Origin of the sequence: Marinitoga hydrogenitolerans DSM 16785, from assembly GCF_900129175.1 — a bacterium.
GTDB classification, from domain to species: domain Bacteria; phylum Thermotogota; class Thermotogae; order Petrotogales; family Petrotogaceae; genus Marinitoga; species Marinitoga hydrogenitolerans.
Genome location: NZ_FQUI01000002.1, coordinates 21,221 through 47,180, shown reverse-complemented (window position 1 = coordinate 47,180; position 25,960 = coordinate 21,221). Strand labels below are relative to the sequence as shown.

At 27.9% G+C, this 25,960-nt stretch carries 25 protein-coding genes; 12 read left to right on the top strand and 13 right to left on the bottom strand.

Going from position 1 to position 25,960, the window contains the following annotated elements:
- On the bottom strand, positions 1 to 990 hold the full coding sequence (locus BUA62_RS01010; RefSeq protein WP_072862514.1) for a LacI family DNA-binding transcriptional regulator: 990 nt from the start codon (positions 988 to 990) through the stop codon (positions 1 to 3).
- A gap of 522 nt (positions 991 to 1,512) precedes the next feature.
- Here BUA62_RS01010 and BUA62_RS01005 point away from each other — a divergent pair.
- The 7 genes from BUA62_RS01005 to BUA62_RS00975 are packed head-to-tail and all read left to right on the top strand — an operon-like array spanning position 1,513 to position 8,202.
- Positions 1,513 to 2,277, top strand: coding sequence for a DeoR/GlpR family DNA-binding transcription regulator (locus BUA62_RS01005; RefSeq protein WP_072862512.1), 765 nt, complete (start codon positions 1,513 to 1,515; stop codon positions 2,275 to 2,277).
- A 20-nt stretch (positions 2,278 to 2,297) separates the two neighbouring features.
- A complete protein-coding gene (locus tag BUA62_RS01000) occupies positions 2,298 to 3,143 on the top strand; it encodes a PfkB family carbohydrate kinase (RefSeq protein WP_072862509.1) in 846 nt (281 codons plus the stop codon).
- A gap of 28 nt (positions 3,144 to 3,171) precedes the next feature.
- Complete coding sequence (locus BUA62_RS00995; protein WP_072862507.1) at positions 3,172 to 4,524, top strand: ABC transporter substrate-binding protein; 1,353 nt, start codon at positions 3,172 to 3,174, stop codon at positions 4,522 to 4,524.
- 58 nt (positions 4,525 to 4,582) lie between these two features.
- A complete protein-coding gene (locus BUA62_RS00990; protein WP_072862505.1) occupies positions 4,583 to 5,503 on the top strand; it encodes a carbohydrate ABC transporter permease in 921 nt (306 codons plus the stop codon).
- On the top strand, positions 5,500 to 6,366 hold the full coding sequence (locus BUA62_RS00985; RefSeq protein WP_072862503.1) for a carbohydrate ABC transporter permease: 867 nt from the start codon (positions 5,500 to 5,502) through the stop codon (positions 6,364 to 6,366). The genes BUA62_RS00990 and BUA62_RS00985 overlap by 4 nt, the downstream gene beginning before the upstream one ends.
- 12 nt (positions 6,367 to 6,378) lie before the next feature.
- Positions 6,379 to 7,479 (top strand): ABC transporter ATP-binding protein, encoded by a 1,101-nt coding sequence (locus BUA62_RS00980; protein ID WP_072862501.1) that lies wholly within the window; start codon positions 6,379 to 6,381, stop codon positions 7,477 to 7,479.
- 9 nt (positions 7,480 to 7,488) lie between these two features.
- Entirely contained in the window at positions 7,489 to 8,202 is a 714-nt protein-coding gene (locus BUA62_RS00975) for a glycerophosphodiester phosphodiesterase (protein ID WP_072862499.1), read from the top strand.
- 141 nt (positions 8,203 to 8,343) lie between these two features.
- On the opposite strand, the gene iolG is transcribed toward BUA62_RS00975, so the two are convergent.
- The 10 genes from iolG to BUA62_RS00925 form a co-directional block, all read right to left on the bottom strand.
- Entirely contained in the window at positions 8,344 to 9,357 is a 1,014-nt protein-coding gene (iolG, locus tag BUA62_RS00970) for an inositol 2-dehydrogenase (RefSeq protein ID WP_072862497.1), read from the bottom strand.
- 9 nt (positions 9,358 to 9,366) lie between these two features.
- Positions 9,367 to 10,263, bottom strand: a complete 897-nt coding sequence (iolE, locus tag BUA62_RS00965) for a myo-inosose-2 dehydratase (RefSeq protein ID WP_072862495.1) — start codon at positions 10,261 to 10,263, stop codon at positions 9,367 to 9,369.
- A gap of 14 nt (positions 10,264 to 10,277) precedes the next feature.
- A complete protein-coding gene (iolD, locus tag BUA62_RS00960; protein ID WP_072862492.1) occupies positions 10,278 to 12,152 on the bottom strand; it encodes a 3D-(3,5/4)-trihydroxycyclohexane-1,2-dione acylhydrolase (decyclizing) in 1,875 nt (624 codons plus the stop codon).
- Positions 12,153 to 12,154: 2 nt separating this feature from the next.
- Positions 12,155 to 12,946, bottom strand: coding sequence for a 5-deoxy-glucuronate isomerase (locus tag BUA62_RS00955; RefSeq protein WP_072862490.1), 792 nt, complete (start codon positions 12,944 to 12,946; stop codon positions 12,155 to 12,157).
- 12 nt (positions 12,947 to 12,958) lie between these two features.
- Positions 12,959 to 13,924, bottom strand: a complete 966-nt coding sequence (locus tag BUA62_RS00950) for a transketolase family protein (protein ID WP_072862488.1) — start codon at positions 13,922 to 13,924, stop codon at positions 12,959 to 12,961.
- Positions 13,924 to 14,775, bottom strand: a complete 852-nt coding sequence (locus BUA62_RS00945) for a transketolase (protein WP_072862486.1) — start codon at positions 14,773 to 14,775, stop codon at positions 13,924 to 13,926. The genes BUA62_RS00950 and BUA62_RS00945 overlap by 1 nt, the downstream gene beginning before the upstream one ends.
- 4 nt (positions 14,776 to 14,779) lie before the next feature.
- The gene (locus BUA62_RS00940; protein WP_072862483.1) at positions 14,780 to 15,853 is read right to left on the bottom strand and encodes a tartrate dehydrogenase; all 1,074 of its coding nucleotides are present in this window, start codon (positions 15,851 to 15,853) and stop codon (positions 14,780 to 14,782) included.
- A 5-nt stretch (positions 15,854 to 15,858) separates the two neighbouring features.
- Complete coding sequence (locus tag BUA62_RS00935) at positions 15,859 to 17,121, bottom strand: phosphoglycerate kinase (protein ID WP_072862481.1); 1,263 nt, start codon at positions 17,119 to 17,121, stop codon at positions 15,859 to 15,861.
- Between the two features lie 85 nt (positions 17,122 to 17,206).
- Positions 17,207 to 18,232, bottom strand: a complete 1,026-nt coding sequence (locus BUA62_RS00930) for a type II glyceraldehyde-3-phosphate dehydrogenase (protein WP_072862479.1) — start codon at positions 18,230 to 18,232, stop codon at positions 17,207 to 17,209.
- Between the two features lie 18 nt (positions 18,233 to 18,250).
- The gene (locus BUA62_RS00925; RefSeq protein ID WP_084670637.1) at positions 18,251 to 19,234 is read right to left on the bottom strand and encodes a LacI family DNA-binding transcriptional regulator; all 984 of its coding nucleotides are present in this window, start codon (positions 19,232 to 19,234) and stop codon (positions 18,251 to 18,253) included.
- Between the two features lie 320 nt (positions 19,235 to 19,554).
- On the opposite strand from BUA62_RS00925, the gene BUA62_RS00920 reads away from it, so the two are divergent.
- Entirely contained in the window at positions 19,555 to 20,583 is a 1,029-nt protein-coding gene (locus tag BUA62_RS00920; protein ID WP_072862477.1) for a glycoside hydrolase family 130 protein, read from the top strand.
- 60 nt (positions 20,584 to 20,643) lie between these two features.
- On the opposite strand, the gene BUA62_RS00915 is transcribed toward BUA62_RS00920, so the two are convergent.
- Both BUA62_RS00915 and BUA62_RS00910 read right to left on the bottom strand, forming a co-directional pair.
- Entirely contained in the window at positions 20,644 to 20,937 is a 294-nt protein-coding gene (locus BUA62_RS00915) for an AzlD domain-containing protein (protein ID WP_072862475.1), read from the bottom strand.
- Positions 20,930 to 21,619 (bottom strand): AzlC family ABC transporter permease, encoded by a 690-nt coding sequence (locus tag BUA62_RS00910; protein WP_072862473.1) that lies wholly within the window; start codon positions 21,617 to 21,619, stop codon positions 20,930 to 20,932. Before BUA62_RS00910 ends, BUA62_RS00915 begins: the two co-directional genes overlap by 8 nt.
- Positions 21,620 to 21,851: 232 nt before the next feature.
- On the opposite strand from BUA62_RS00910, the gene BUA62_RS00905 reads away from it, so the two are divergent.
- Genes BUA62_RS00905 through BUA62_RS00890 form a run of 4 tightly spaced genes read left to right on the top strand, consistent with a single transcriptional unit; the run spans position 21,852 to position 25,947 of the window.
- Positions 21,852 to 22,847 (top strand): LacI family DNA-binding transcriptional regulator, encoded by a 996-nt coding sequence (locus BUA62_RS00905; protein ID WP_072862470.1) that lies wholly within the window; start codon positions 21,852 to 21,854, stop codon positions 22,845 to 22,847.
- 54 nt (positions 22,848 to 22,901) lie between these two features.
- Positions 22,902 to 24,149, top strand: coding sequence for an ABC transporter substrate-binding protein (locus BUA62_RS00900; RefSeq protein ID WP_072862468.1), 1,248 nt, complete (start codon positions 22,902 to 22,904; stop codon positions 24,147 to 24,149).
- Positions 24,150 to 24,202: 53 nt separating this feature from the next.
- Complete coding sequence (locus BUA62_RS00895) at positions 24,203 to 25,132, top strand: carbohydrate ABC transporter permease (RefSeq protein WP_200782266.1); 930 nt, start codon at positions 24,203 to 24,205, stop codon at positions 25,130 to 25,132.
- The gene (locus BUA62_RS00890; RefSeq protein WP_072862466.1) at positions 25,129 to 25,947 is read left to right on the top strand and encodes a carbohydrate ABC transporter permease; all 819 of its coding nucleotides are present in this window, start codon (positions 25,129 to 25,131) and stop codon (positions 25,945 to 25,947) included. Before BUA62_RS00895 ends, BUA62_RS00890 begins: the two co-directional genes overlap by 4 nt.
- Positions 25,948 to 25,960: the final 13 nt, after the last annotated feature.

Here is a 25,960-nt window from a genome sequence, read left to right as displayed (position 1 = left end):
TTATACCCCCTTTGTAGTTTTTCTTTCTATAAATTCAGTGAATAAAGAAGTTACATAAGGATGTAAATTTTTTCCATTGATAAGTTCTATAAGTCTTTCTAAAGCAACATTTCCCATTTCATATTTGAAAACTTTAATTGTTGAAAGAGGTGGATTAACTAATGTTGCATCTATAACATCATCAAATCCTATTAATTGGACTTCATCTGGTACTTTTATATTATTATTTTTTAAATATTTTAATATCATTATAGCTATCGAATCATTAGAAGCAAAAATTATTTCTGGTTTTTTAGGCATTATCATGCTCATAACATAATTTATTGATTCTTCCTCTTCTTTTATTTCATAAGTTATTGGAAATAAATTATTATTTTTCATTGCTAATTCATAACCTTCAAATCTTCGACGGAATCCATAAAACATCAAAGAACCATGAATATGAAAAATTTTTTTATATCCTCTTTTGATCATTTTATCAATAGTATAGTATGTTCCATCGAATCCATTTGAAACTATAGAGTTTGTTTTTTTTCCAACAATATAATTATCAATAAAAACTATTGGGATATTACATTCTAAAATGTTATTAGGTATTTTATCAGAACCTAAAATAAGAATTCCATCATATTTAGTATTTTTTTTAATAAATTCATTGAAAGTCAGAGTATCCATTTTTACTTTATTTTCTTGAGCTCCGTCTGCAATACCTTTTAAGACTATAGAATAAAAGCTTTTTTGTATAAATTCATTTTTCTCTGAAATTAAGTGTTTTTTAATTCTTTCACTATATAAAACACATATGTTGAAGCCTTTTCTGAATTTAGCTAAATGACGAGCTTGAGTTGAAGGTTTATAATTTAATTCTTCAACAGCTTTTAAAACTTTTAATTTTGTTTTTTCTGAATATTTTCCTTTATTATTGATAACTCTTGAAACAGTTGCTGTTGAAACGCCTGCTAATTTAGCAACATCATCAATACTTGTCATTTTATCACCTCATTAGTATGGTAAGCGCTTACCTTAGTTAAAATAATAACATAAAAATTATTAATAAAAAAATGCTAAAATATTTGATAATGTTAGAATATCATGTATTATTATATATAATACAATTAAATTTACTTTTTTTATAATTTTTTAAAGAATTTTAAAAATAGAATAGATAAATATTATTGTTCATAATTCTTATAAGAGATAATAATAAATTGAAATTAAGTATTTAATCAATATGAAAACAATAAAAATTTAATAAATGTAAGCGATTTTCCATTTTCAAATTCAATATTATACAAATATGAATTTGAAAAAAAAATTATTTATTAATTTCGTTTATTTTCGTTTAATTTCAAATATTACGATATTTAGAAAACAAACAAAATAAAGTAATAATTAAACATAACTATTCGTAAGTGAATATAAATATATATTAAGAGATTTTGAAAAAAATAAATAAAGTATTAAAATAATATTGTTAATATATGTACAGTAATTTAGAGAAAGGATGATTTTATGTTTGCTGAAGAAAGACAAAAGAAAATATTGACTTTTATAAAAAACAAAGGGAAAGCATCCGTAAATGAATTATCTAAATTTTTAAATGTGAGTGCTGTAACTATAAGAAAAGATTTATCATATTTAGAAGAATTAGGGAAAGTGATTAGAACTCATGGAGGAGCCATTTTACCAGATCATGCAAAGGTAGAATGGAATTTTTTAAGTAAAATAAAACAGATGAGTTTTGAAAAAAAAGAAATTGCTAAAAAAGCTTACTCTTATATACAGGAAGATGATACTATTGCTCTGGATAGTAGTAGTACAAATTATTATATTGCAGATTTACTAAAACAAAAACCTATAAATGGTGTTACGATAATCACTAATAATATTTATATTGCGGAGAAATTAATTGAAAGTCATTATGAAATAATATTATTAGGAGGCACTATTAGGAAAAATAGTTTTTCTATAGTTGGTCCATGGTCAATAAAATTTCTTGAAGATTTGAATTTAGACATAGCTTTTCTTGGGACAACAGGAATATCTTACGAAAAGGGTTTTATGGTTGCTAATTTTCTAGAGGCTGAACTAAAAAAGGCTATTATACAAGCATCAGAAAAAAAGTTTATTGTAACTGATTCATCAAAATTTTTCAAAAAATCATTCGTTTCTTTTTCTAGCTTTTTTGAAATTACAGGAATTATAACCGATAAAAAAATCCCTATTAAATTTTCTAATTTTTTTGAGAAAAGTAAAATACATATTGATTGCGTTTAATTTGTTTAGGAGGTTTTTATATGTCAATTACATTTATTGGTCATGTATCTAAAGATATTAATATTGTTATGGAGAATTCAAAAATAATAAATAAGACAAAAATTCCAGGGGGTGGGGTATTTTTTGGGTCTATTGCAGCAGCCACGTTAAATGATGAAGTAAATGTGATAACTAAGGTTTCTGAAAAAGATAAACAGTTATTCTCTGATTTAGAAAAAAATCAAGTGAAAGTTAAGTGGATATATTCAAAAAAATCAACTTCCATAGAAAATATTTATCCATCAGGAGATCCAGATCATAGAGTAAGTCGAATGTTATCAAAAGCAGATTCTTTTACTATAAAAGATTTTGAAAATCTAAATAATAAAATTATACATATTTCCCCATTATGGCATGGTGAATTTTCTGAAGATTTAATTCCAGTGATTAGGAAGAAGACGGAAGTTTTAGGTCTTGATGCCCAAGGTTTTTTAAGAAATGTTAATGAAGACGGTAAAATGAATTATTCTGATTGGAGTTTAAAAAATAAGTATTTACCTCTAGTTGATATTTTTAAGGTAGATATAAAAGAAGCCTACATATTAACAAAAGAAAAAGATCCTAAAAGAGCTTTAAATATGATAAAGGATTATGGAGTTAAAGAAATAATTTTAACACATAATAAAGGAATTTTTTTAATGGTTAACAATTCAATTTATGAAGCTTTTTTTGGTAATTATAAAATGGAAGGAAGAACTGGAAGAGGAGATACATGTGTAGCTGCTTATTTGGTAGCAAGAGAAAAGATGAATTATAATAACGCATTAAAATTTGCTGCTGAAATTACAACAAAAAAAATGCAATATAAAGGGCCTTATAGAGGTTAGAAAATAAATCATTTCAGGAGGGATTGGTATGAAAAAACTTAGTGTTTTATTGGTAGTTTTGATGATTGTTAGTACCATGATGTTTAGTGTTAAAACCATAAAAATGGTAGCATGGACAGTAGGACCAGATGATCCGTCGATTAATAGAAAAGTTAATTTAGAAAAAGCAGCAGAGAGATTAAATAAGATGCTTGAAACGGCAGGTTCTGATATAAGAATAGATTTAGAAGTATCTTTTGATTCAACTGATTGGGGATCATACAAACAAAGAGCATTGATAGCATTTCAATCTGGAAAGCAACAAATAGATATTATAACCAGTGGGCATGATGATATTGGAATGTGGGCAGCAGCAAAATATATAATACCTATAGACTCTTATGTTCAAAAATTTTGGGATTTAGGATTGTATGATATAATTCCTTCTTTATGGGAATCAACAAAGTTTAAAGGTAAGATTTATGGAATTCCTCAAGATACAGAAGCAAGACCACTATATGCTAGAAGAGATAAATTGCGAGAAATGGGTTATACAGATGCTCAAATAGATGATATGATGAATAAATTTAATACAGGAGAATATACATTATACGATTTAGTTAGAATTGCTCAAGAAGGTATTGAAATGGGTGTTGTAAAATGGGGATTATGGCATAGACCTTCAAAAGGTATAGATTATTTCCAAATTTTTACATCTTTTGGAGCACAAATATATGATCAAGCTACTAATAAATTAGTTTTTGATGAAGTAAATATGAGAAAAGCATTCCAGTTCTTCTATGATATATCAAACAAATATAAAATTACACCAAAAACTTTAATCGGAACACCTTGGAATTCGGTTCATAGTTCTTTTGCTGGTCCTGAAGGTAATGTATTATTCCATATGGGAGGCACATGGAATGTTGCAGAATGGAAAAAAATGTTTGGATATACAAATGAAGATATAAAAGAAAAATTTGCTTTTTCATTAACACCAAGTGCTTATAAAGGAAAACCTGGAAACACTTTATCACATCCAGTTGTATACATGGTTACTTCAAGATCCAAATATCCAGAATTAGCAACATTATTGATAACATTAGCTTCAGCAGCAGATTTAAATGCTAAACATGCTATAGATAGCGGACATTTAGCTATAAGATTTGAAGAAATGAGTAATCAATACTATGCAAAAGATGAATTTACGAAAAAAGTAACTGCTTTATTACCATATACATCATTTATACCAAATAATGATAGATTTGATGAATATAATAAAGCTATTTTTGATGCAATTACAGCTTTAGAAGCAGGAAGATTTACACCAGATCAAGCAATTAGATTTGTTGAAATGACTTTGAAATCAAGATTGAAAGATGATGTTATTATTAAAAAGTAATTTTATTACTCTCTCTCTTTAGGAGAGAGAGTATTTAAAGTAAAGGGGTCGTGATATAATGAATATTTCTAAAAAAAATTATAAAAAAGGTACAAAGTTATCGCTCTTTTTCTTTTTATTTCCTGGTATATTACTTGTAATAGTATTTTTTGTTATACCAGCAATATTAACTTTTATTCTATCTTTCACTGATATGGATTATTCTTTTAATTGGGATTTTCATGGATTCACTAACTTTAAAGATATGTTTTCTGATTTTTTAGTTCCAATAGTTATAAAAAATACATTTACATATGTGCTTTTAACATTAACCTTTTTTAATGTAGGGTTGGCATTAGTTTTATCATTATTAACAACTTCTATTGATGAAAATGGAGGGTTGGTTTTTAGATTGTTATGGATGTTGCCGAGATTAACCCCTTCTGTAGTTTATTCATTGTTATGGTTATGGATATTTGACCCAACAAAGTTTGGTATGATAAATGGTATAAGGACAGAAGCTTTTGGGAAAGAGCCAATAAACTTTTTGAGTGCTCACCCAATGTTAATTATTATATTTGCAAATGGGTTTGTTGGAGCTTCTTTTGGGATGATTTTATTTACTTCAGCAATAAAATCAATACCACGCGATTATATTTATGCTGCAAAAGTTGATGGTGGAGGATGGTTTTTTACAGTTAGAAAGGTAATTTTACCTATTTTAAAATGGCAAATTCTTTTTACAACAGCATATCAAACATTGTCACTTTTAACATCATTTGAATATATTCTAATATTAACTGATGGAGGTCCTGTGTTTTCCACAGAAGTATGGGCATTATATACATATCATACAGCATTTGAAAATTTTAGATTTGGTTATGGTGCGGCATTGTCTTTAGTTTTAGTAGTATTAGGATTTGTGGCTTCATTAATTTATTTGAAAATCTTTAAATTTGAAAATATGATGGAAGATCCTAGAATAGAGGTTGATTCATGATGAGTGATAAAAAATATAAAATAACTTTTTTTCAAAGGAAAAAAGAAAAAATAATACGCATAATAGTTTATTTTATTTTAATAACTATTAGTCTTCCAATAATTTTGAGTTATTTATGGCTTATATTAAGTTCTTTTTCGAAAGGAATGAAATATGGAATAATTCCTACTGAATTCACATTAGAGCATTGGAGGTTTTTATGGGAATCTGTTAAAGGATACCCTAATATTTGGTCTGTAACTTTTAATACTTTTATTGTAGCTTTTCTTGTAATGGCATTTGAAGTTTTTGTATCGAGTTTTGCTGGATATGCACTTTCAAGGTTTAAATTTAAGGGTAGAGTTCCTATTTTAAAAAGTATTCTTGTATTGCATTCATTTCCTGCAGTTTCTCTTTTGGTTGCTATTTATTATGTATTGAATACGCTAAATTTAATCAATACTTTATGGGGAGTCATTTTATTAAAGGCTGCTTTAGAAATACCATGGGGCTCGTGGATTATGAAAGGTTTTTATGATCAACTTCCATGGGAAATAGAATGGGCAGGTTTGGTTGATGGTTATAGCAGAATACAAGTTTTTAGGAAAATAATTTTACCTTTAGTTAAACCAGGTATTGCAGTTGCTGCGATTTTTGGATTTCTTTCTGGATGGTCAGAGTTTGTTTTTATAAATACATTTATTTTAAACCAACAAACCTGGACTTTGTCAAGATATATAAAAGGAATAATTGGAGATTTCAGATTTGTAGATTATGGTTTATTAACATCCATTTCTTTATTTTACATAATACCAACATTAATATTCTTTTTACTTACAAACAAATATCTTTTAGAAGTTAATATAACGGGTACTAAAGGTTAAGGAGTGATATTTATGGCAACAATTGAATTAAAAAATTTAAAAAAGCATTTTGGAAATGTTAAAGCTGTAGATGATGTTTCATTAAAAATAAATGATGGAGAATTCGTAGTGTTTTTAGGGCCATCTGGATGTGGTAAAACTACAACATTGTTAATGTTAGCAGGAATATATAAGCCAACAGGAGGAGAAATTTTATTTGACAATCAAGTTGTAAATGAAGTTCCTCCGAAAGATAGAGAAATCGGTATGGTCTTTCAAAGTTATGCATTATATCCTCATATGACATTATATGAAAACATTGCATTCCCACTTCAAGCAAAAAAAATGGATAAAAATGAAATAGATAAGAAAGTAAAAGATGTAACTAAAAATCTTGATATTGGTAAATTACTAGATAGAAAACCTAATCAAATTTCAGGAGGACAACAGCAAAGAGTTGCAATTGCTAGAGCTCTTGTAAAAAAACCTAAAATTTTATTATTTGATGAACCTTTATCTAATTTAGATGCTGCATTAAGAGCTTATATGCGTGCAGAAATCAAAAAGTTGCAACATGATTTAGGAATAACTTCTGTTTATGTTACTCATGATCAGATTGAAGCAATGACAATGGCTGATAGAATTGCTGTATTTAATAAAGGTAAGTTGATGCAATTTGATATTCCGGATAAAATATATAATCAACCAAAAAACATATTTGTAGCAAGATTTGTTGGTACTCCGTCAATGAATATAATAGATGTTGAAATTATAAAATTAGGTGAGGATGTTTATATTAAAATTGAAGATGATATTAAGATAAAAATAGTTAATAAGGAAATAAAAGAAAAAATAAATAAAATAAGTGAGAAAAATGTTTTGATGGGATTGAGACCAGAAGATATTAAAATAAGGTTTAAGAAAGAAGAAGGAAATTCTTTTAAATCAAAGGTATATATCCTTGAACCTTTAGGAAGGGAAATTATATATAATATCAAATTAGGAAACAATATTTTTAAAATAATCAGTGATGAAAAGTATGAATTAAAAATAGATGATGATATATATTTAAAATTTCCAGATACTAATTTTCATCTTTTTGATAAAAACACAGGAGAAAATCTTCTTTTTTAGGAGGAATATATGAAAGCATTAAAGCCATTAATAACAGCTCATTCTGGTTGTAATGATACAGAAGATAATTCTTTTGAACATATATATTCAGCAATTAATTCCAGTGCAGATATTATTGAAGTTGATATTGATATGAGTAAAGATAAAGTGTTGGTTTTATCACATGACCCATTTATTTATAAAAATTCTGGGCATTTTGAAAAAACATCAAATGTTATAAATAACATTTTAAGAAAAAATGGAGTTATTTCATTAGAAGAGGTTTTAAAAGATATAAATATGAAGATACATCTTAACCTTGATTTAAAAAGTGAGGATGTTATAGAGCCAGTAATTACTTTATTAAAAAAATTAAATTACACAGAAAAAATAATTTTTAGTGGTTGTAGTTCATCGTGGGTTATGAAGTTAAGAGAATTGGATGATAATTATGCTATTTTTTTGAATTCTCAAGAATTTGAATATTTAACCAAAGAAGATATTAGTATTTTTAATAAAACATTAATAAAGATTGCAATTAAAACTGGAGCAATTGGAATTAATATAAATTATAAATTATGTAATGAAAACCTTGTTTATAATGCACATTTAAATGGATTATTTGTTCAAGTTTGGACTGTAGATAGAAAAGAAGATATGAAAAAAATGATTCGTATGAATGTGGATGGAATCACCACACATTATCCATCACTTCTTAAATTATTGAAGGAAGTTGATGAATAAATTCTTAATTTTTTGAAGTAGATTTATTTTTCAATATAAATAAAAGCATGTCATCTTATATTTAAGTAATCCTCCCTTTAGATTCTGATTAACAAAAAGATGGCGAGAAATTTTCTCGCCATCTTTTTATAAAATTTCTTCTTATAAAAGTTCTTCCATTTTTACAGGGCGGTTTTCTCTTGCGGAAATTAAAGCAGCTTTAGCGATTAAAGTGGCTTTTAAACCATCCTCTCCAGAAACAGGAACATTTTTACCGTTTAATACAGAATTAACAAACTCTTTTATTTCTTCTTCAAATGATTTCATATATCTTTCTAAAAAAAAGTATAAAGGTTTATCAGATAAAACCCCTTTTTCGTTTAATATTATAGTATTGGTAGGTTTATCATTTTGAGCAATAGCACATCCTTTAATTCCAAAATATTCAATTCTCTGATCATAACCATATGAAGTTTCTCTACTATTATCTATTAGACATACGGCATTGTTTTTAAATTTTAATGTTATAACAGCAGTATCAAAATCATGTAATTCTTCAAATTCTGGATTTATTAAAACATTACCCACAGCAAAAACCTCTTCTACTTCCGAATTAGCAAGATATCTTGCCATATCAAAATCATGTATGGTCATATCCATGAAAATTCCTCCAGAAGTTTTTACATATTCAGGAGGGGGTGCTTTTGGATCTCTAGATGTAATTTTTATAATATGAGGTTTTCCTAACTCATCATTTTGTATTAATTCTTTGATTTTTTTAAAATTATGATCAAATCTTCTATTAAAGCCCAATTGTAATTTCACTCCACATTCTTTAACAACTTCCAAAGCTTTTTTGATAACTTCTATATCAAAGTCTATAGGTTTTTCGCAAAATATATCTTTTCCAGCTTTTGCACTTTCTATTATTAGCTTTGCATGAGTATTAGTTGGCGAGCAAATAACAACAGCATCAATTTCATCATCGTTTATCACTTTTAGGAAATCAGAAAAATATTTTTTTGCACCAACTTTTATTGCTAAATCTTTGGCTGCTTCAACATTAATATCAGCAATACTTATTAATTCAACATTATTTAATTTGGCAATATTCCTTGCATGAATTTTACCAATCCTTCCTGCTCCAATTACACCAATTTTAAGTTTTTTATCCATAATATCACCTCAAAATCCTATTAGATTTTTAATATAGTTTCGTGCTTTTAAAGCAAATTTTAATGGTGGTGCTTTTTTTGGATCTTGTTCAGCTTCAACTATTAACCATCCTTTATAATCTATTTTATTTAAACTATTAAAAATAGGTTTGAAATCAATCATACCATCACCAGGAACAGTAAATACACCTTCTTTAACTGCGTTTAAAAAACTCAAATCTTCTTTATAAGTTTTTTCTAATATATCTTTTCTTAAATCTTTTAAATGAATGTGTTTAATTCTATCAGGATATTTTTCTATTAATTTAAGTGGATCTCCATTTGAAAATACAATATGACCTGTATCAAGTAATAAAAAAACTTTTGTTGGATCTGTTAATTCCATTAATTTAATAATTTCTTCATAGGTTTGAACTCCAGTTCCCATATGATGATGATATACTATTTTCATATTTTTTTCTTTTGCTAAATTGCCGAGAATATTTAAACCTTTAGCGAGTTTATTCCATTCTTCATCATTAAAGACAGGTTTGTTTTTGTGTAAAGGTATATTTATATTGCCATGAATGGATTTTCCGCATTCGGCAACGACGATAACTTCAGCACCAACAGCTTTTAGAAAATTCATATGTTTTTTAAAATCTTCAATTGTTTTATCAAATTTATCAACAGTAAAAAATGTGCTAAACCATTGACTGGCTACTTTTAAATTTCTTTTTTCTAACTCTGACTTTAATTTTATTGGATCTTTGGGATATTTATTTCCGATTTCAGTACCTTCATAGCCAGCTTTTTGCATTTCATCTATACACTGTTCAAATGATATATCTCCACCAAGTTCTGGCATATCATCATTTGTCCATGCAATTGGGGCGATGCCAATTTTAATATCATCTTTTTTTAACATAAAAATTCCTCCTATCAATAATCTTTTGCATATTTTTGTAAGTATTCATCATGATCCTTTTGCTTTTCAATAACTTTAGGGTTTTGAGAATGATGAGCAATACCAACTCTCCAAAAAGTTTCATATCCTGAAGATTGAGTTCCAGGTATAATTTTTATATGAATAAGAGTACTAATTTCCGATTCTCGTGCTTTTTTTAAAGCATCTTCTAATTTTTCAATGGTGTCAACATAAAAAGCTTTTGCTCCATAACTTTCAGCATTTTTGGCAAAATCAATTTTCATATATTCTCCATCTAGTTTATCAGTTTTTGAATTTCTATATCTTAATTCGTTCCCAAATCCTTTTTCGCTTCCATGACCTTTTTGTAGAGAGTTTATAGATTGGAATCCTCCATTATCAAACATGATAATATTAATCTTTTTTCCTTCTTGGATTGAAGACACAAGTTCGGAATGCAACATTATATAACTACCATCACTGATCATAGTCCAAATTTCTTTTTTAGGTTCAGCTAGTTTTACCCCGTAAGTTCCGGCAACCTCATAACCCATGCAAGAAAAACCATATTCAAGATGATAAGTTTTAATACCTTTGCATCTCCAAAGTTTATGTAAATCTCCAGGTAAACTTCCAGCAGCTCCAACTATAATATCATTTTCATTAAACAATTCGTTAATTAACCCTAAAGCTCTTGTTTGAACAATACCTTTTTTAGAATTTAAAGAATATAATTTATTAACTTCTTCATTCCATTTATTTTTTAATGAAGAAATATACTTTTGAGTATATCCGGATTTGTATTCTCTTTTTTCAAGTTCTTTTTTTAATTCTTTTAATGCCAATTTAGCATCTGATAAAAGTAATGTTGAATCTAATTTTATGCCGTCAAATCTTGAAATGTTAATATTCAAAAATTCCACATTTTTATTTTGAAATTGTGTTTTAGAAGCGGTAGTGAAATCCATCAATCTTGTTCCAATTGCTATTATCAAATCAGCTTCTTTTGCTAATTTATTCGCTGCTAATGTTCCTGTTGTACCTATTCCACCCATATTTAACGGATGATCCCATACTAATGCACCTTTTCCAGCTTGAGTAAACCCAATTGGAATATTAAATGTTTCAGCAAATTCTTTTAATTCATCATATGCAAATGAATAATGGACACCGCCACCTGCAATGATTAACGGTTTTTTCTTATTTGATATAAGATTAGCCGCTTTTTTCAAACTTTCATAGTTGGGAGTTCTTCTTTCAATTATCCATACTCTTTTTCTGAAAAAATCATATGTATATTCATATACTTCTCCTTGTACATCTTGGGGTAAGGCTAATGTAACAGCTCCAGTTTCAACAGGATCCGTTAAAACACGCATAGCATTTATTACTGCTGACATCAATTGTTCAGGTCTTTCTATTCTATCCCAATATTTACTTACAGATTTGAATGCATCATTAGCAACCATTTTATAATTATTAGGCATTTCTAATTGCTGTAATACAGGATCAGGTTGTCTTGAAGCGAAAATATCTCCAGGTAACAATAATACTGGTATTTTATTTACAGTAGCAGTTGCTGCAGCTGTTACCATATTTAGCGCTCCAGGTCCTATGGAACTAGTACAGGCAAAAATTTCTAATCTGTTTTTTTGTTTCGCGTAAGCAGTTGCTGCATGAACCATTCCTTGTTCATTATGACCCTGATAAAATTTTAATGACAAATCTTTCATGTTTTCTAAAGCTTCTGCAATTCCTAATACATTTCCATGTCCGAAAATACCAAAAATTCCTTTTATAAATTTGTATTCTTTTCCATCAAATTCCACATATTGATTATCTAAAAATTTTAATAAAGCTTGTGCCATTGTTAATTTTAGTTTTTTCATAATCATTCCTCCTCTGGCCAAATGGAAGCATTTTTCTCCATTACCCATAAATGTTCTTTATCAAAAGTTGGAGTAATATATGGGTTATTTTCTAAATGTCTTATGGCCCATATATAATACATTGCATAACCAGGTGCTGAAACTTGAGGATGTACTTTATCATCTAATATCAATACAGTATCTCCATCATATATTTTATATGCATCATCTCCTAAGATTGATATTCCGAATCCTTGTTTTGGTAAAAATCTATAATGATAAATTTCAGGTTGAGGATGATGATGTGGAGGGTAGCTCGACCATTTACCAGGATAATTTATGACTTCACCTATGACCAAATTTGATTGTGGAGCGTTAGATTTATCAAAAACAGTCCTAACAATTCTGGTTGATGTTTCTTTCATAGTACCTTTTCCACGATATTCAGAACGTACATCTTTGGGATTATATAATTTGCTTTGAAAAATAACATCATTTTTTGTTGCAACATAGCAGATCTCAGCTTCTTTTTTTGCAATTAACTTTATATTTATATTATTAGGAATATGCAAAACATATGGAGATTCATCAAATAAAGAATTTCTTGTTATTGTAAATGAAATTTCATCATATTCACATAAAACTTCTCCATTCATTATTAAAAAAACTCTTTCTTTTTTTTCAGAATTTATATATACATCGCTATCTTTCAGTATTATTATTCCGAAGTCCATCATAGTGTTATTTTGTTTATCATCTTCGGAAGTTATAGAATTATATCCTTTTTTAAATTCTTTTTCTTTTTTTATTATCAAAAAAATCCCCCCTTATTTTCTTTTTAAAGCTTTTTTAACTTTTTTTACAATATCTTCTGATGTCAATTTGAATCTTTTTTTCAAATATTCAACATCGCCCACTTCACCAAATTCATCATTTATGCCAATCATCTCTATAGGAACAGGATAATTTTCGGAAACTACTTTTGCTACTGACATTCCCAACCCATTAATGATTGTATGGTTTTCAGCTGTTATAATCGCACCAGTTTTTTTGGCACTTTCAATAATTAATTTCTCATCAATAGGTTTTAATGTAAACATGTCTATAACACGTACATTAATATTTTCTTTTTTTAATAATTCAGCAGCTTTTAAACTTTCACTAACCATAATTCCACTTGCTATAATGGTTGCATCATTTCCATCCATAAGTATAACGCCTTTTCCTAACTTAAATTTACTACAATTTTCATATATTTTAATAGGATTTTTTCTTAATAGTCTTACATAAAAGGGAGCTTTTGTATAAGTTATTTGTTCAACTAAGTTTTCGATCATAACACAATCAGTAGGTTCTACAACATACATTGTAGGTATTGATAACATAACAGCAAAATCTTGTAAAGCCATATGTGTCCCGCCGTTATATGCAGCAGTTATTCCAGGATCTGTAGCAACCAATTTAACATTTAATTTTGCATATGCTACTGACATATATACTTGATCAAGAGCTCTTCGTGACATAAAAGATGTAAATGTATGTGCAAAAGATATTTTCCCTGTTGCCGCTAATCCAGCAGCTATTCCTACCATATTTGCTTCTTGAACACCAACATTAAATGTTCTTTCCGGGAATATTTTTGAAAATTTTATGGTACCATTAGAACTCATCAAATCAGCATCTAAAAGAACTATTTTTTCATCATTTTTTGCTAATTCAATTAGCTTATCTATATAAGCATCTCTCATCATTCTAGTATCCACATTATTATCTTTAGATATCTTAACATCCATTACAAATCACCTTCTTCAAGGCTTTCTAGTTCTTTCTCAAGGATTTTTATCGCTTTTTCAATTTCAGTTTGTTTTACTTTTACATGATGTGCAACTTTGCCTTCTAAAAATGAAACACCTTTTCCTTTAACCGTATTCAAAATTATTACAGAACTTTTATTTTTGATTTTTTTAGCCTCTACTACAGCATTATATATATCCTCAATATTATGTCCATCGACTTCAATAGCATACCAACCAAAATCTTCCCATTTCTTTCTTAAATCTCCTAAATCGTTTATATCTTTTGTATATCCATCTAATTGTTGTTTGTTATAGTCAATAAATACAGTTAAATTATCTAACTTTAAATTTCCTCCATATAAAGCGCCTTCCCAAACTTGCCCTTCTTGAGACTCGCCATCTCCTAACACAACATATACATAATTATCTTTTTTTGAGAGTTTAAAACCTAAAGCTACACCAAGAGCTGTAGACATTCCTTGGCCTAATGAACCTGTTGTCATATCAATTCCCGGGGTTAAGTTTTTATCTGTATGGCTTGGTAATAATGTTCCACCTTTATTCAAAGTTAATAACCATTCTTTAGGGAAATATCCTTTTATCGCTAAAGTTGCATATAGAGATGGACCAGCATGACCTTTAGATAAAATAAACCAATCTCTTTCATTCCAATCTGTTTTTTTTGGGTCAATTTTAAGAACTTTACTATATAAAACAGCTAATAATTCTACAATAGACATAGCACCTGGTAAATGTCCAAATCCTAAATTTCCGATTTCCTTTAATGTTTCTATGCGTATTTGGATTGCAAACTTTTTAATTTTTTTTAATTCATCTTTTGTAAGCATTTTCTCACCAACTGTTCTTTGCTAATTCTTTTATTTTGTTATTAACAGCATCTCCAACTTCATGAGTTTTAGAATTTCCGCCCACATCTTTTGTGAGATATATACCTTCTTCAGTTACTTTTTCTAGTGCTTTCATGATTAATTTAGCAGAATCTGTTTCCCCAAGGTGATCTAACATCATACTCGCTGTCCAAATGGCACCTATAGGGTTTGCAATTCCTTTTCCAGCGACATCAGGAGCTGATCCATGAACAGGCTCAAACATCGATGGGTATTTTTTTTCAGGATTAATATTTGCTCCAGGAGCGATTCCTATACTACCTTGCATTGCTGATCCTAAATCTGTTAATATATCCCCAAACAAATTAGAAGCAACAACTACATCTATATTTTCAGGATGTAGTAGAAAATATCCAGATAAAGCATCAACATGCATAGTGCGAGTTTCGACTTCAGGATAATCGTTTTTTAAATTATTAAAAATGTCATCCCAAAAAACCATTCCATAATTCAAAGCATTTGATTTTGTTGTAGAAATTAAATTTTTATTTCTTTTCATTGCTAATTCAAAAGCATATCTCATAACTCTTTCTGTTCCTTTTCTGGTGAAAACTGCAGTTTGAATAGCAACTTCGTTTTCAGTACCTTGGTATAATCGTCCTCCTGTTCCGGAATATTCTCCTTCTACATTTTCTCTTACAACAACAAAATCAATTTTTTCAGTTCTTAAAGGACCCTTAATTCCTTTTAATAATTTAACTGGTCTTAGATTAACATATTGGTCGAATTCCTTTCTTATAGGCAATAATAATCCCCATAATGAAATGTGATCTGGAACACCAGGAAATCCAACAGCACCCAAATATATAGCCTCAAAATCACTTAAAATTTTTATTCCATCTTTAGGCATCATTTTTCCAGTTTTCAAATAATATTCACAACTCCACGGAAATGTTTTAAATTCAAAATCTATACCTCCGTGTATTTCTTTTATAGTATTAAGAATTTTCAATCCCTCATTTATAACTTCAACACCAACACCATCACCTGGTATTACAGCTATTTTATACTTTTTCATAAAAATCACCTCTTTCTATATGCCTTTTTTAACGCTTTTATGAGCGGCAATTCTTTTCCGGATAAAAATCTAACCATAGCTCCTCCGGCAGTGCAAATATAGCTAAATTTCTTTTCAGCATCTTTTACCAATTTATGGGCAGCGCTTACAGAGTCGCCACCACCTATTACAGAGTAAGCATTTGAATCAGCAATTGCATTCCATATTTCATATGTTCCTTTTTCAAAATTTTTATTTTGATCATAAGCTCCAGCAGGCCCATTGACAAATATAGTTTTTGCGTTATTTATTTCTTTCTTAAATAATTCAATTGTTTTTGTGCCAATATCTAGGAATAGTGCATCGTTAACAGGCAAATCATCTAGACTTACTTCTATTCTTTTTCCGTTATTTTCATAAGCAAAATCAATTGGATTAATAAATTTATCTCCCCACTTTTTCATAAATTCTTTAGCAGGTTCAAAAAATTTATTTAAAGAACGATCATATATAAATTTTTCTTGTTTTTTACCAAAAGATTTGCCTAGAGACATATGCATGATAATTCCAGTTACACCACAAGTTAAAATCTTATCAGCAGTGCCATTTTCTAATACTTGTTTCATCATTCCAAAAGCATCTGAGACTTTTAATCCTCCTAAAACAAAGATAGATGGTTTTTGAGGATTTTTCATTACAGTTGATAAGGCATTTATTTCAGAAATTAACAATCTACCACCAGCTGTAGGTAAAAGCTCTTCAAATGCAACCATTGAAGGAGCATTTCTATGTGCGGCAGAAAAAGCTTCATTTACATAAATATCTCCAAGAGGTGCCAAATGACGAATTAAAAATGTATTTAGCATTTCTTTAGGGCTTAATTTAACAGTATCTTCAAAGGTAGAAATTTCTTCACTTAAATATCTGAGATTTCCGAGAAGTATTGCTTCACCCTTTTTTAAATTTTTTATTAAATTTTGAGCAGCAGGACCCGCAACATCATCAATATATTTAATTTCCGCACCAATTTTTTCTGAAAGCTTTTTCGCATGTTCTTCAAGTGGGATTAGATTGAAATAATCAAGCGAATCACCTTGATGAGCTATTATAGCTAATTTTGCACCTTTATTTAATAATTCTTTGATTGTAGGTACAACCTTATTGATCCTATTTTCGTTTACAATTTTTTTCGTTTTTGGGTCAAGTGGTGAATTGATATCGACTCTTAAAATAACAGTCTTATCGTAAAAGTCAAAATCATCTAAAGTATTTATTTTAAGATCCTTCATGTTATCACCTCACATGTTTTTTAAATAATTGTTTCTCATGATTATTAAGTTTATATGGTGACTAAAAGTCACCATATAAAAGATACTAATAATTTATATTTTTTATATTTAAGTATTTATTAGTTAAGCTTACTGCTTCTAATCTATCTAATTGCATTTTCATTGCTGCTCTAATACCGTCTATTGTTTCTGGAATAGTAACAGATTCTTGAGGAATATGAATTGAATATATTATTCTGTCATCAAATACAGTTATAGTTTCTTCCCATGTAAACACTTCATATAAATCACCTCTTGGATGTCCAAGATCTCTACCAAATTTAAAAATAGATGCATTACCTAAGAATCCATCTTCAATTTTAACAACTCTAATTCGAGGGTGTTTTTTAAATATTTCTACAACAGCTTCTTTAGTAACAGTTTTTTTAGGCTTAGCAGCAACTGTAATAAAATGGCCATGTGTAACAGGAGTATGTACTAATGTTCCTGTAGCTTTTACGTGAGGCATAACAAGCATTAAATCTACAGCTTGATGATTTGGAACTTTGTCAACTTTAAGAGCATTTGTGAGTCCTCTATGATAATCTCCTGGATCAGCAACCCTTCTAACAATTGTTATTATTACATTATCAATTCCTATTTCTCTATCTAACGCATCAACGGTTCTTATTAATCCGGTTGTGTTACAAGAGGTAAGTTTTAAAAATTGTTTTCCCAAACCTTTTTCGAAATTTGCATAACCGTGAAAAAATACATCAGCAATTTCAGTTTTCTCTCCCCCTTGAAAAATAGCTTTTTTACCATATTTTTCATATAATTTTTTATTTTTTGCTCCAATTCCAGCATTTGTAGCATCTAAAATTATGTCACATTTTTTTATCAAATCTTCCAAATTGCCAGAAATTGGAATACCAAATTTTTCTAACTTTTCTTTATTTTCTGAAAGAGCTAAATAAAAATTATAAGGCATTCCTTTTTCTTTTAAAGCCAATACAGGTAATGTGGGAGCAACATCAGCAATTCCTATTAATTCCATATCTTTTTGTAAAGCAACACCGTCAGCTAATCTTTGCCCGATAGTACCATAACCAACCACACCAACTTTTACCATGCTCATCAACTCCTTTTTTTAAATTTTTACGCTTTTTCGTATTATTGGTTTTGTGAAAAGTGAAATTACTATAGGATGAGGATTAACACCATTTACTAGATCAAATAATCTTCCAGCTGCTAAATTGCCCATTTCTTCTCTTGGGACTCTAACAGTTGTAAGCTGAAAATCTTCTGAAATTTTCAGATCATCAAATCCTATAACTCCAACATCGTCAGGTATTTTGTATTTGTTTTCATTTAAAATATTCATTATTTCAATTGCGCATAAATCCTTGCTTGTTACAATGATTTCAGGTTTTTCTTTCATTACATTTTTGGTTAAATTTTTTAAATCGGTTATGTCTTGAAATGAATATATTTTTGGTATCAAATCTTTTTCAAGCAAAGCTTTTTCATAACCTAATTTTCGTTGTTCAAAGCTATAATGTTTTTCTTTAAAATGGAAATAAACAATTTTTTTATATCCTTTTTCTAGAAAAAATCTTACTATATTATATGTTCCCAAAAATCCATTACTTACTATACTATCAACGTCAAGTCCCCAAACATATTCATCAACAACAACAACAGGTTTCTTATATTTTAAAAAAAATTCGATATCTTCTTTTTTTAAACCACCACCAACTAACAAAAATCCATCAACATCATTAAAAGATATATTTAATTTTTTATCTTCAATTGAAAAAATAAATATTTCAGCTTTTATTTTAGAAAAATATTCTTTAATACCAGACATGATTGGAAGGTAAAAATTATTTTTAGAATCTTTAAAACCCTCAAAAACTTCTTCTGTACAGCCTATCGCAATATTCCATTTGTTTTTTTTAGCCAAATTTTTTGCGAATAGATTAGGTTCATATCCTAAAGATTCAATTGCCATTATCACTTTTTTTCTTGTTTTTTCAGAAACATTAGGATTATTGTTTAAAACTCTTGAAACAGTTGCTATAGAAACATTCGCAATTTTAGCAATATCTTTAGTCGTAATTATTTCGATCACCCCTTTTTTTTGAAAACGCTTACATTTTTCTATACATATTGATTATATAAATTATTAATAAAAATTTCAAATTGTTTTAGGTGTCATCTTACTGGTTTATTAGTTATTATACAATATTATTATTATTTAAGTATAAAAATCAAAACTTTCTATTTTTTAAGATTTTTGAAAATTTGATAAATATTAAGTATTTTGCTAATAATGGAAATTAAGTTCTTTTATTCAGGTTTAATCGAATTAAAAGAACTTTTTTGAAGACGAGAAAAAATGTTATACTTTTTATAGGTTTTTTTGAAAACGCTTACAAGGAGGAAATCTTTATGGAAATTAAAAATGTGTTATATGAAAAAAACAAAAATTTTTTAGAGAAAAAAAGATCTATAAGAAAAAACATTACCAAAAACATTTTTTTTAAACGATATTATATTTATCCTGATAATTTAAGAATTAAAAATTATCAGAGAAGGCCTATAGCTATTTTCAATCCTGGAGCGGTGTTAGAAGATAAGAAATTAAAAATTTTTCCAAGATTAATATTTGATTATTATAACTATACGTCGAGTGTAGGTTTTTTTGAATTAAATATAGAAAATATCTTAAATAATATTGTTAAGAATGAAATTGATGCCAGTGTGATTTTATATCCAGAATATTTATGGGAATTTCTTGGAAGCGAAGATGCAAGAGTTATAAAATATAACGGAGAATATCTTATGTTATATACAGGTAAGGGATATGTTGATCACAATGAAAAGAGGAGAGATGTTTTAGCATTTTCGAAATTAGATCATAATTTAGAAATTTTAAATAAATCATTTTTTAAAATTTCAAATGATAAAGAAATATTTTATCCTCCCACAATGAAAGATAGTGCATTTTTAGATATAAAAGGAGATATTGCATCAATACTTACTAGATTAGAAATAGACAACACATTTTTATGTTGGAAAGGAACAGCGGATTTAAAAAAAATGAGGGTATTACCAGACTCGTTAGAACCAATTATGGCAGCAGAATCATGGGAAACAAAAGTTGGATGGTCAACGAATGCAATAAAGGTAGGTAATAATTATTTAGTTGGTTGGCATGCTGTCTTAAAAGAAGATTTGTCGTATAAAAATGGATTTGCTATAGTTGATGAAGAAGGGAATTTACTTGGAATAAGTGATTATTTATTATACCCAGAAGGAATGATTGAAAATTATGGGGATAGAGCTTTTGTTATTTTTGGAGATGGTCTTATAAAATATGGAGATTATATAATTTGGGTAGGAGGTATTTCAGATTATGCAATAGGTATATTTGTTACAACATTAAAAGACGTAATGGAAAACATTAGGATAATATAAAAGTCAAAGTGAAAAAGCCTTTCAGCATTTTTGAAAGGCTTTTTTATTATTTAATTAATATTATTGAATAAGATAAACAATTAAGACTGTGAAAAAGATTACAATTATTGAGTTCATCTTTAAAAAAGATAGTATAAATGCGGTGATAAAACCAATAATACCAGAAACAACATTTCCCGTGGAATAAAAAATATCAGGAATTATTAACATTCCTAAAATCGAATAAGGAATATACTTGAAAAATCTTTTTAAAAAAGAATTAGACGTTAATTTTTCGGAAATAAAAAAAGGAAGGATTCTTGGAACTAATGTAACAATACTCATTAATAAAATTATAATAATATAATCATTCATTATTATCATCACCAATATTAAATTTGTTTTTTTCAAAATAAGCAAAAATAAAAGATATGACAATTGATACAATAATTATACTAAAATATTTTGGGAGATAATTTCTTATAATTATATAAATAATAATAGAAATTATAACGCTTAAAAATTCATAATATGATTTTTTAATATTCGGGATTAAAATACTTAAAAACATGGCATATAATGATATACTCATACTATTTTTTAAATTCGAATTAAAAGTCGATGAAAAAAGTAAACCTATTACTGTACCGAGATTCCATCCCAAATAAGATATTAAAATTAATCCAAAAAGATAATTAAAAGAAATTTTATTCTTGTTATTAAAATATGCTATTGAAAATGTTTCATCGGTAATACCAAAAGAAAGAAAATATATATATTTATTTTTTTCAGCTTTTGTAGCTATAGTAGAAGACATTAAAATATGTCTTAAATTAAGAAAAAAAGTTGTTATAATAATTTCGAAAATAGATGCATTTTTTAGTATTTCAATAGCAACAAATTGGCTAGCACCAGCGAATACAGTTAGTGACATAAGCCATCCAACATATGATGGATAATTATATGTTTTTACTAAAATTCCAAAAGCAATAGCTATTGTAATATATCCTACAGAAATAGGGATTCCATCTTTTAATCCTCGGATAAATTCTTTCATATCAAAACACTCCCAAAGATTTTTCTTCATTATATCATAATTTGAATTAAATATAAATATTAAATCAAAAATGTTTAATATTTATCAATAAAAAGCGATAAATAGTTATCATATATTTTAATTAATCCTTATGAAAGATAAATAGTTTTTGATTTTTATATTAAATATGTTTTAATATTATCGGTAACGTTATCGGTAACGTTACCGATAATAAAATCTCGAGGTGTTATATGTGAAAAAAAATGATATTACAATAAAAGATATTGCAAAGATTGCAGGAGTTTCAATTAATACAGTTTCAAGAGCTTTAAATAATAAACCTGATATTAATATAAAAACTAAAAAAAAAATATTAGAAATAGCAAAAGAATTGGGGTATATAAAAAATATAACAGCTAGCTCTTTGCGTAATAAAAAAACAAAAACAATAGGTGTTTTATTTAAGGATATAACAAATCCTTTTTTTGTTGAAGTGCTTAAAGGTATAGAAAAAGCTACGAAAGAAAACGATTATAGTTTAGTTTTAATGGATGTTGAAAATGATTTTGAAATAGAAAAAAAATCTCTAAAAATAATGGCAGAGAAGAGAGTAGATGGAATTTTAATAAGCCCTGTTAGAAAAGGAAAAAATAATTTTAAAAAAATCATAAATTTAAATATTCCATATGTTATTATTGGAGATCATTTTGAAAATATTGATGCAGATGAAATTTATGCAAATGATGTAAAAGGAGGATATCTCGCTACAAAACATCTTATTGAGAATGGTGGAAAAAATATTATTTTTTTAAGTGTGAAAAATCATAATTTTGTATCTTATTCTAGGTTTTTGGGTTATAAAAAAGCATTTGAGGAATTTAATTTAACCATAAATAAAAAACTAATTTTTGAAATTGATGAAGATGTAAATGCAGCTTATAAAAAAACTATTGAATTTATAGATGAAAAAATCTCTTTTGATTCTATGTTTTGTTTTAATGATATTTTAGCTTATGGTGTAATTAAAGCTTTGAGAGAAAATAATATAAAAATTCCAGATGATGTTATGGTTATTGGATATGATGATATTATATATTCTTCAATTATTGATTTAACAACTATAAGGATACCTAAATTTGAAATAGGTTATAGAGCTTTTCATATACTATTAGATAAGATTAACAACAAATCGAAAGAAATTTCAAAAATTATTTTAGATGTTGAATTAGTAAAAAGAAAAACAACTTAAATATATTTTAAATAAATAACATAATTCCATCTTAATCATACAGGGGGTGTAAATATGAAAAAGTTAGTTTTGGTATTAACAATTTTATTGGTAATTTCAAGTGTCTTTGCAGCATCGAACGATTTAGAAATTTTTAGTTGGTGGACTGGCGGAGGAGAAGAAGAAGGTTTGTTAGCATTATTTGCAAAATTTAATCAATACTATCCTAATATCAATATTATTAATGCTGCAGTAGCCGGTGGAGCAGGAACAAATGCAAAAGCGGTATTAAAAACAAGAATGTTAGGGGGAAATCCACCAGATTCTTTCCAAGTGCACGCTGGAATGGAATTAACGGATACTTATGTCATACCTGGATTAATGGAACCATTAACAGAGTATTTAAGGGAATGGGGAGTGTATGATAAATTTCCAAAAGATGTTATGAAGATTGTTAGTTATCAAGGTGAAGTTTATTCAATACCAGTAAATGTGCATAGAGGGAATGTTGTATTTTATAACAAAAAATTATTTAAAAAACTTGGTTTAACAAAAGAACCTAAATCCTGGTCTGAATTTTTTGCAGCGATGAAAAAAGCACAAGAAGCTGGTTATATTCCATTAGCTTTAGGAGATAAAAACAAATGGACATTAACACATTTATTTGAAAATATTATGTTATCTTTGTTTGGTCCGGAAGGATATAAAGGATTATTTGAAGGTACAACCTCTTTTGATTCTCCAGAAATGGAAATGTCTTTAGTTCTTTTGGAAGAAATGATTCCATATTTCAATAGAGATCATTCCGCACTTACATGGCAAGATGCAGGAAGACTTGTATTTGAAGGGAAAGCATTATTTAATGTAATGGGTGATTGGGAAGAAGGATATTTTAAAACATTAGGTTGGAAACCTGGAGTGGATTTTGGTTGGTTTGCTGTTCCTGGAACGTCAGATGCATTTATGTTTATTTCTGATACATTTGGACTACCTAAAAATGCACCACATAGAGAAAATGCATTAAAATGGTTAAAATTCATATCAACCAAAGAAGCCCAAGATATATTTAATCCAATAAAGGGTTCCATTCCTGCAAGAATTGATGCTGATAAATCTAAATATGACGTATATTTAACATGGTCAATGAACGATTTTGCAACAGTTTCTGTTGTTCCATCAATAATTCATGGTTCAGCTGCTCCAGAGGGATTTATTACAACATTGAATGATTCCTTAAACAGATTCATAGTGAAGAAGAATATTTCTAATACATTAAGGGATATTTTGTGGGCTGCAGAGGATGAAGGTTATTTAACAGAATAAATTAATTACCCGGTTCTTAAGAACCGGGTATTATTAAGATGGTAGGTGATTATATGAGTATTCAAAAAAGAAAATCAAAAATAGGTTTTTACATAATATTGCCTTCTCTTATTTTAATTGGTATATTTGTTTATTATTTTATATTTTTAACTATCCGAACATCTTTTTCAAATTGGAATAGTTTTGGTAGTTTATTGAGAGGTATATATAAGTTTGTTGGTTTTAGAAATTATCAAAGGATTTTTGCAGATCAACGTTTCCAAACAGATTTATGGAACACGTTATTCTTTACGTTATTTTTCATAACAGGATCAATAGCTTTAGGATTGTTTTTGGCTAATTTAATTGATAGAGGTATTAAAGGCTCGCGTTTTTTTCAAAATTTATTTTTATTTCCTATGGCAATAGCTTTTGTTGTGACAGGAACAGTATGGAGTTGGATTTTTGCTCCTGGGAATATTCCAAAAGATCCGCAAGGAATCAATCTACTATTAAAAAATTTTGGGTTAGAAAAGTTGCAATGGTTATGGTATACAAGTTCGGAAAGTGTTGGGAATTTTAATCTCGCTTTGATACCGGTAATTATAGCAGCAATATGGCAAATGTCCGGGTATATTATGGCAATGTATTTAGCAGGATTAAAAGCTATACCTTATGAAATATTAGAAGCTGCAAAAGTTGATGGAGCAAATGATAGATATATTTTTTGGAAAATAAAAATGCCTTTGCTTAAGCCTATTACTTTAAGTGCAATGATTGTATTAGGGCATATATCTTTAAAAATATTTGATTTAATTTATGCAATGACTGGAAGTGGTCCAAATAATGTTACTGATGTTCCAGCAATTTATATGTTTGAATTAACATTTAGATCTAATAAATATGCCATGGGATCAGCTATTTCAGTAATTATGTTATTAATGGTAGCTGTCATTATAATCCCTTATTTATATTTTTCTCTTAGAAGGGATGTGAATTCATGACAAGAACTAAATTATTTATTTATTATACTATTTTAATAATATTTTCTTTGTTTTTTATTATCCCTTTTTATGTCACAATAATAACAAGTTTTAAGTCTTTAAGTGAAATATCAATTGCTACAATGTGGGATTTCCCAAAACATTTTTCGCTAGATGGTTTTTTAACTGCATTTAAAAAACTATCTCCAAATATGAAAAATAGTTTATATTTAACAATACCTGCTACAGTTATTTCATCGTTTTTAGGATCTATAAATGGTTTTGCTTTATCAAAATTAAAATTTAAATTTTCAAATCTAGTTTTTGCATTACTATTGTTTGGAATGTTTATACCATATCAAAGTGTTTTATTTCCTTTAATTCAATTTTTTCAAAAAATAGGATTATATGGTACAATTCATGCTTTGATTATAATTCATGTTATTTATGGAATTCCAATAACAACATTGATGTTTAAAAATTATTATGAAGAAGTACCAGATGAGTTAATAGAAGCGGCTTCTATTGATGGTGCTAACCTTTATGATATCTATACAAAAATATTATTACCAATATCTATTCCTGGGTTTGTTGTTGTAGCTATATGGCAATTTACGAATATTTGGAATGAATTCTTATTTGCGGTAACTGTTACAAATAATCCTTCAAAACAACCTATTACAGTAGCGCTTGTTAATTTAGCAGGAAGTCAAGTGGTAGAATGGAATGTGCAAATGGCGGGCGCATTAATAGCTGCTTTACCAACTTTAATTGTATATATAATTTTGGGGAAATATTTTATCAGAGGATTGTTAGCAGGATCAGTTAAAGGATAAAAATAAAAAAGTT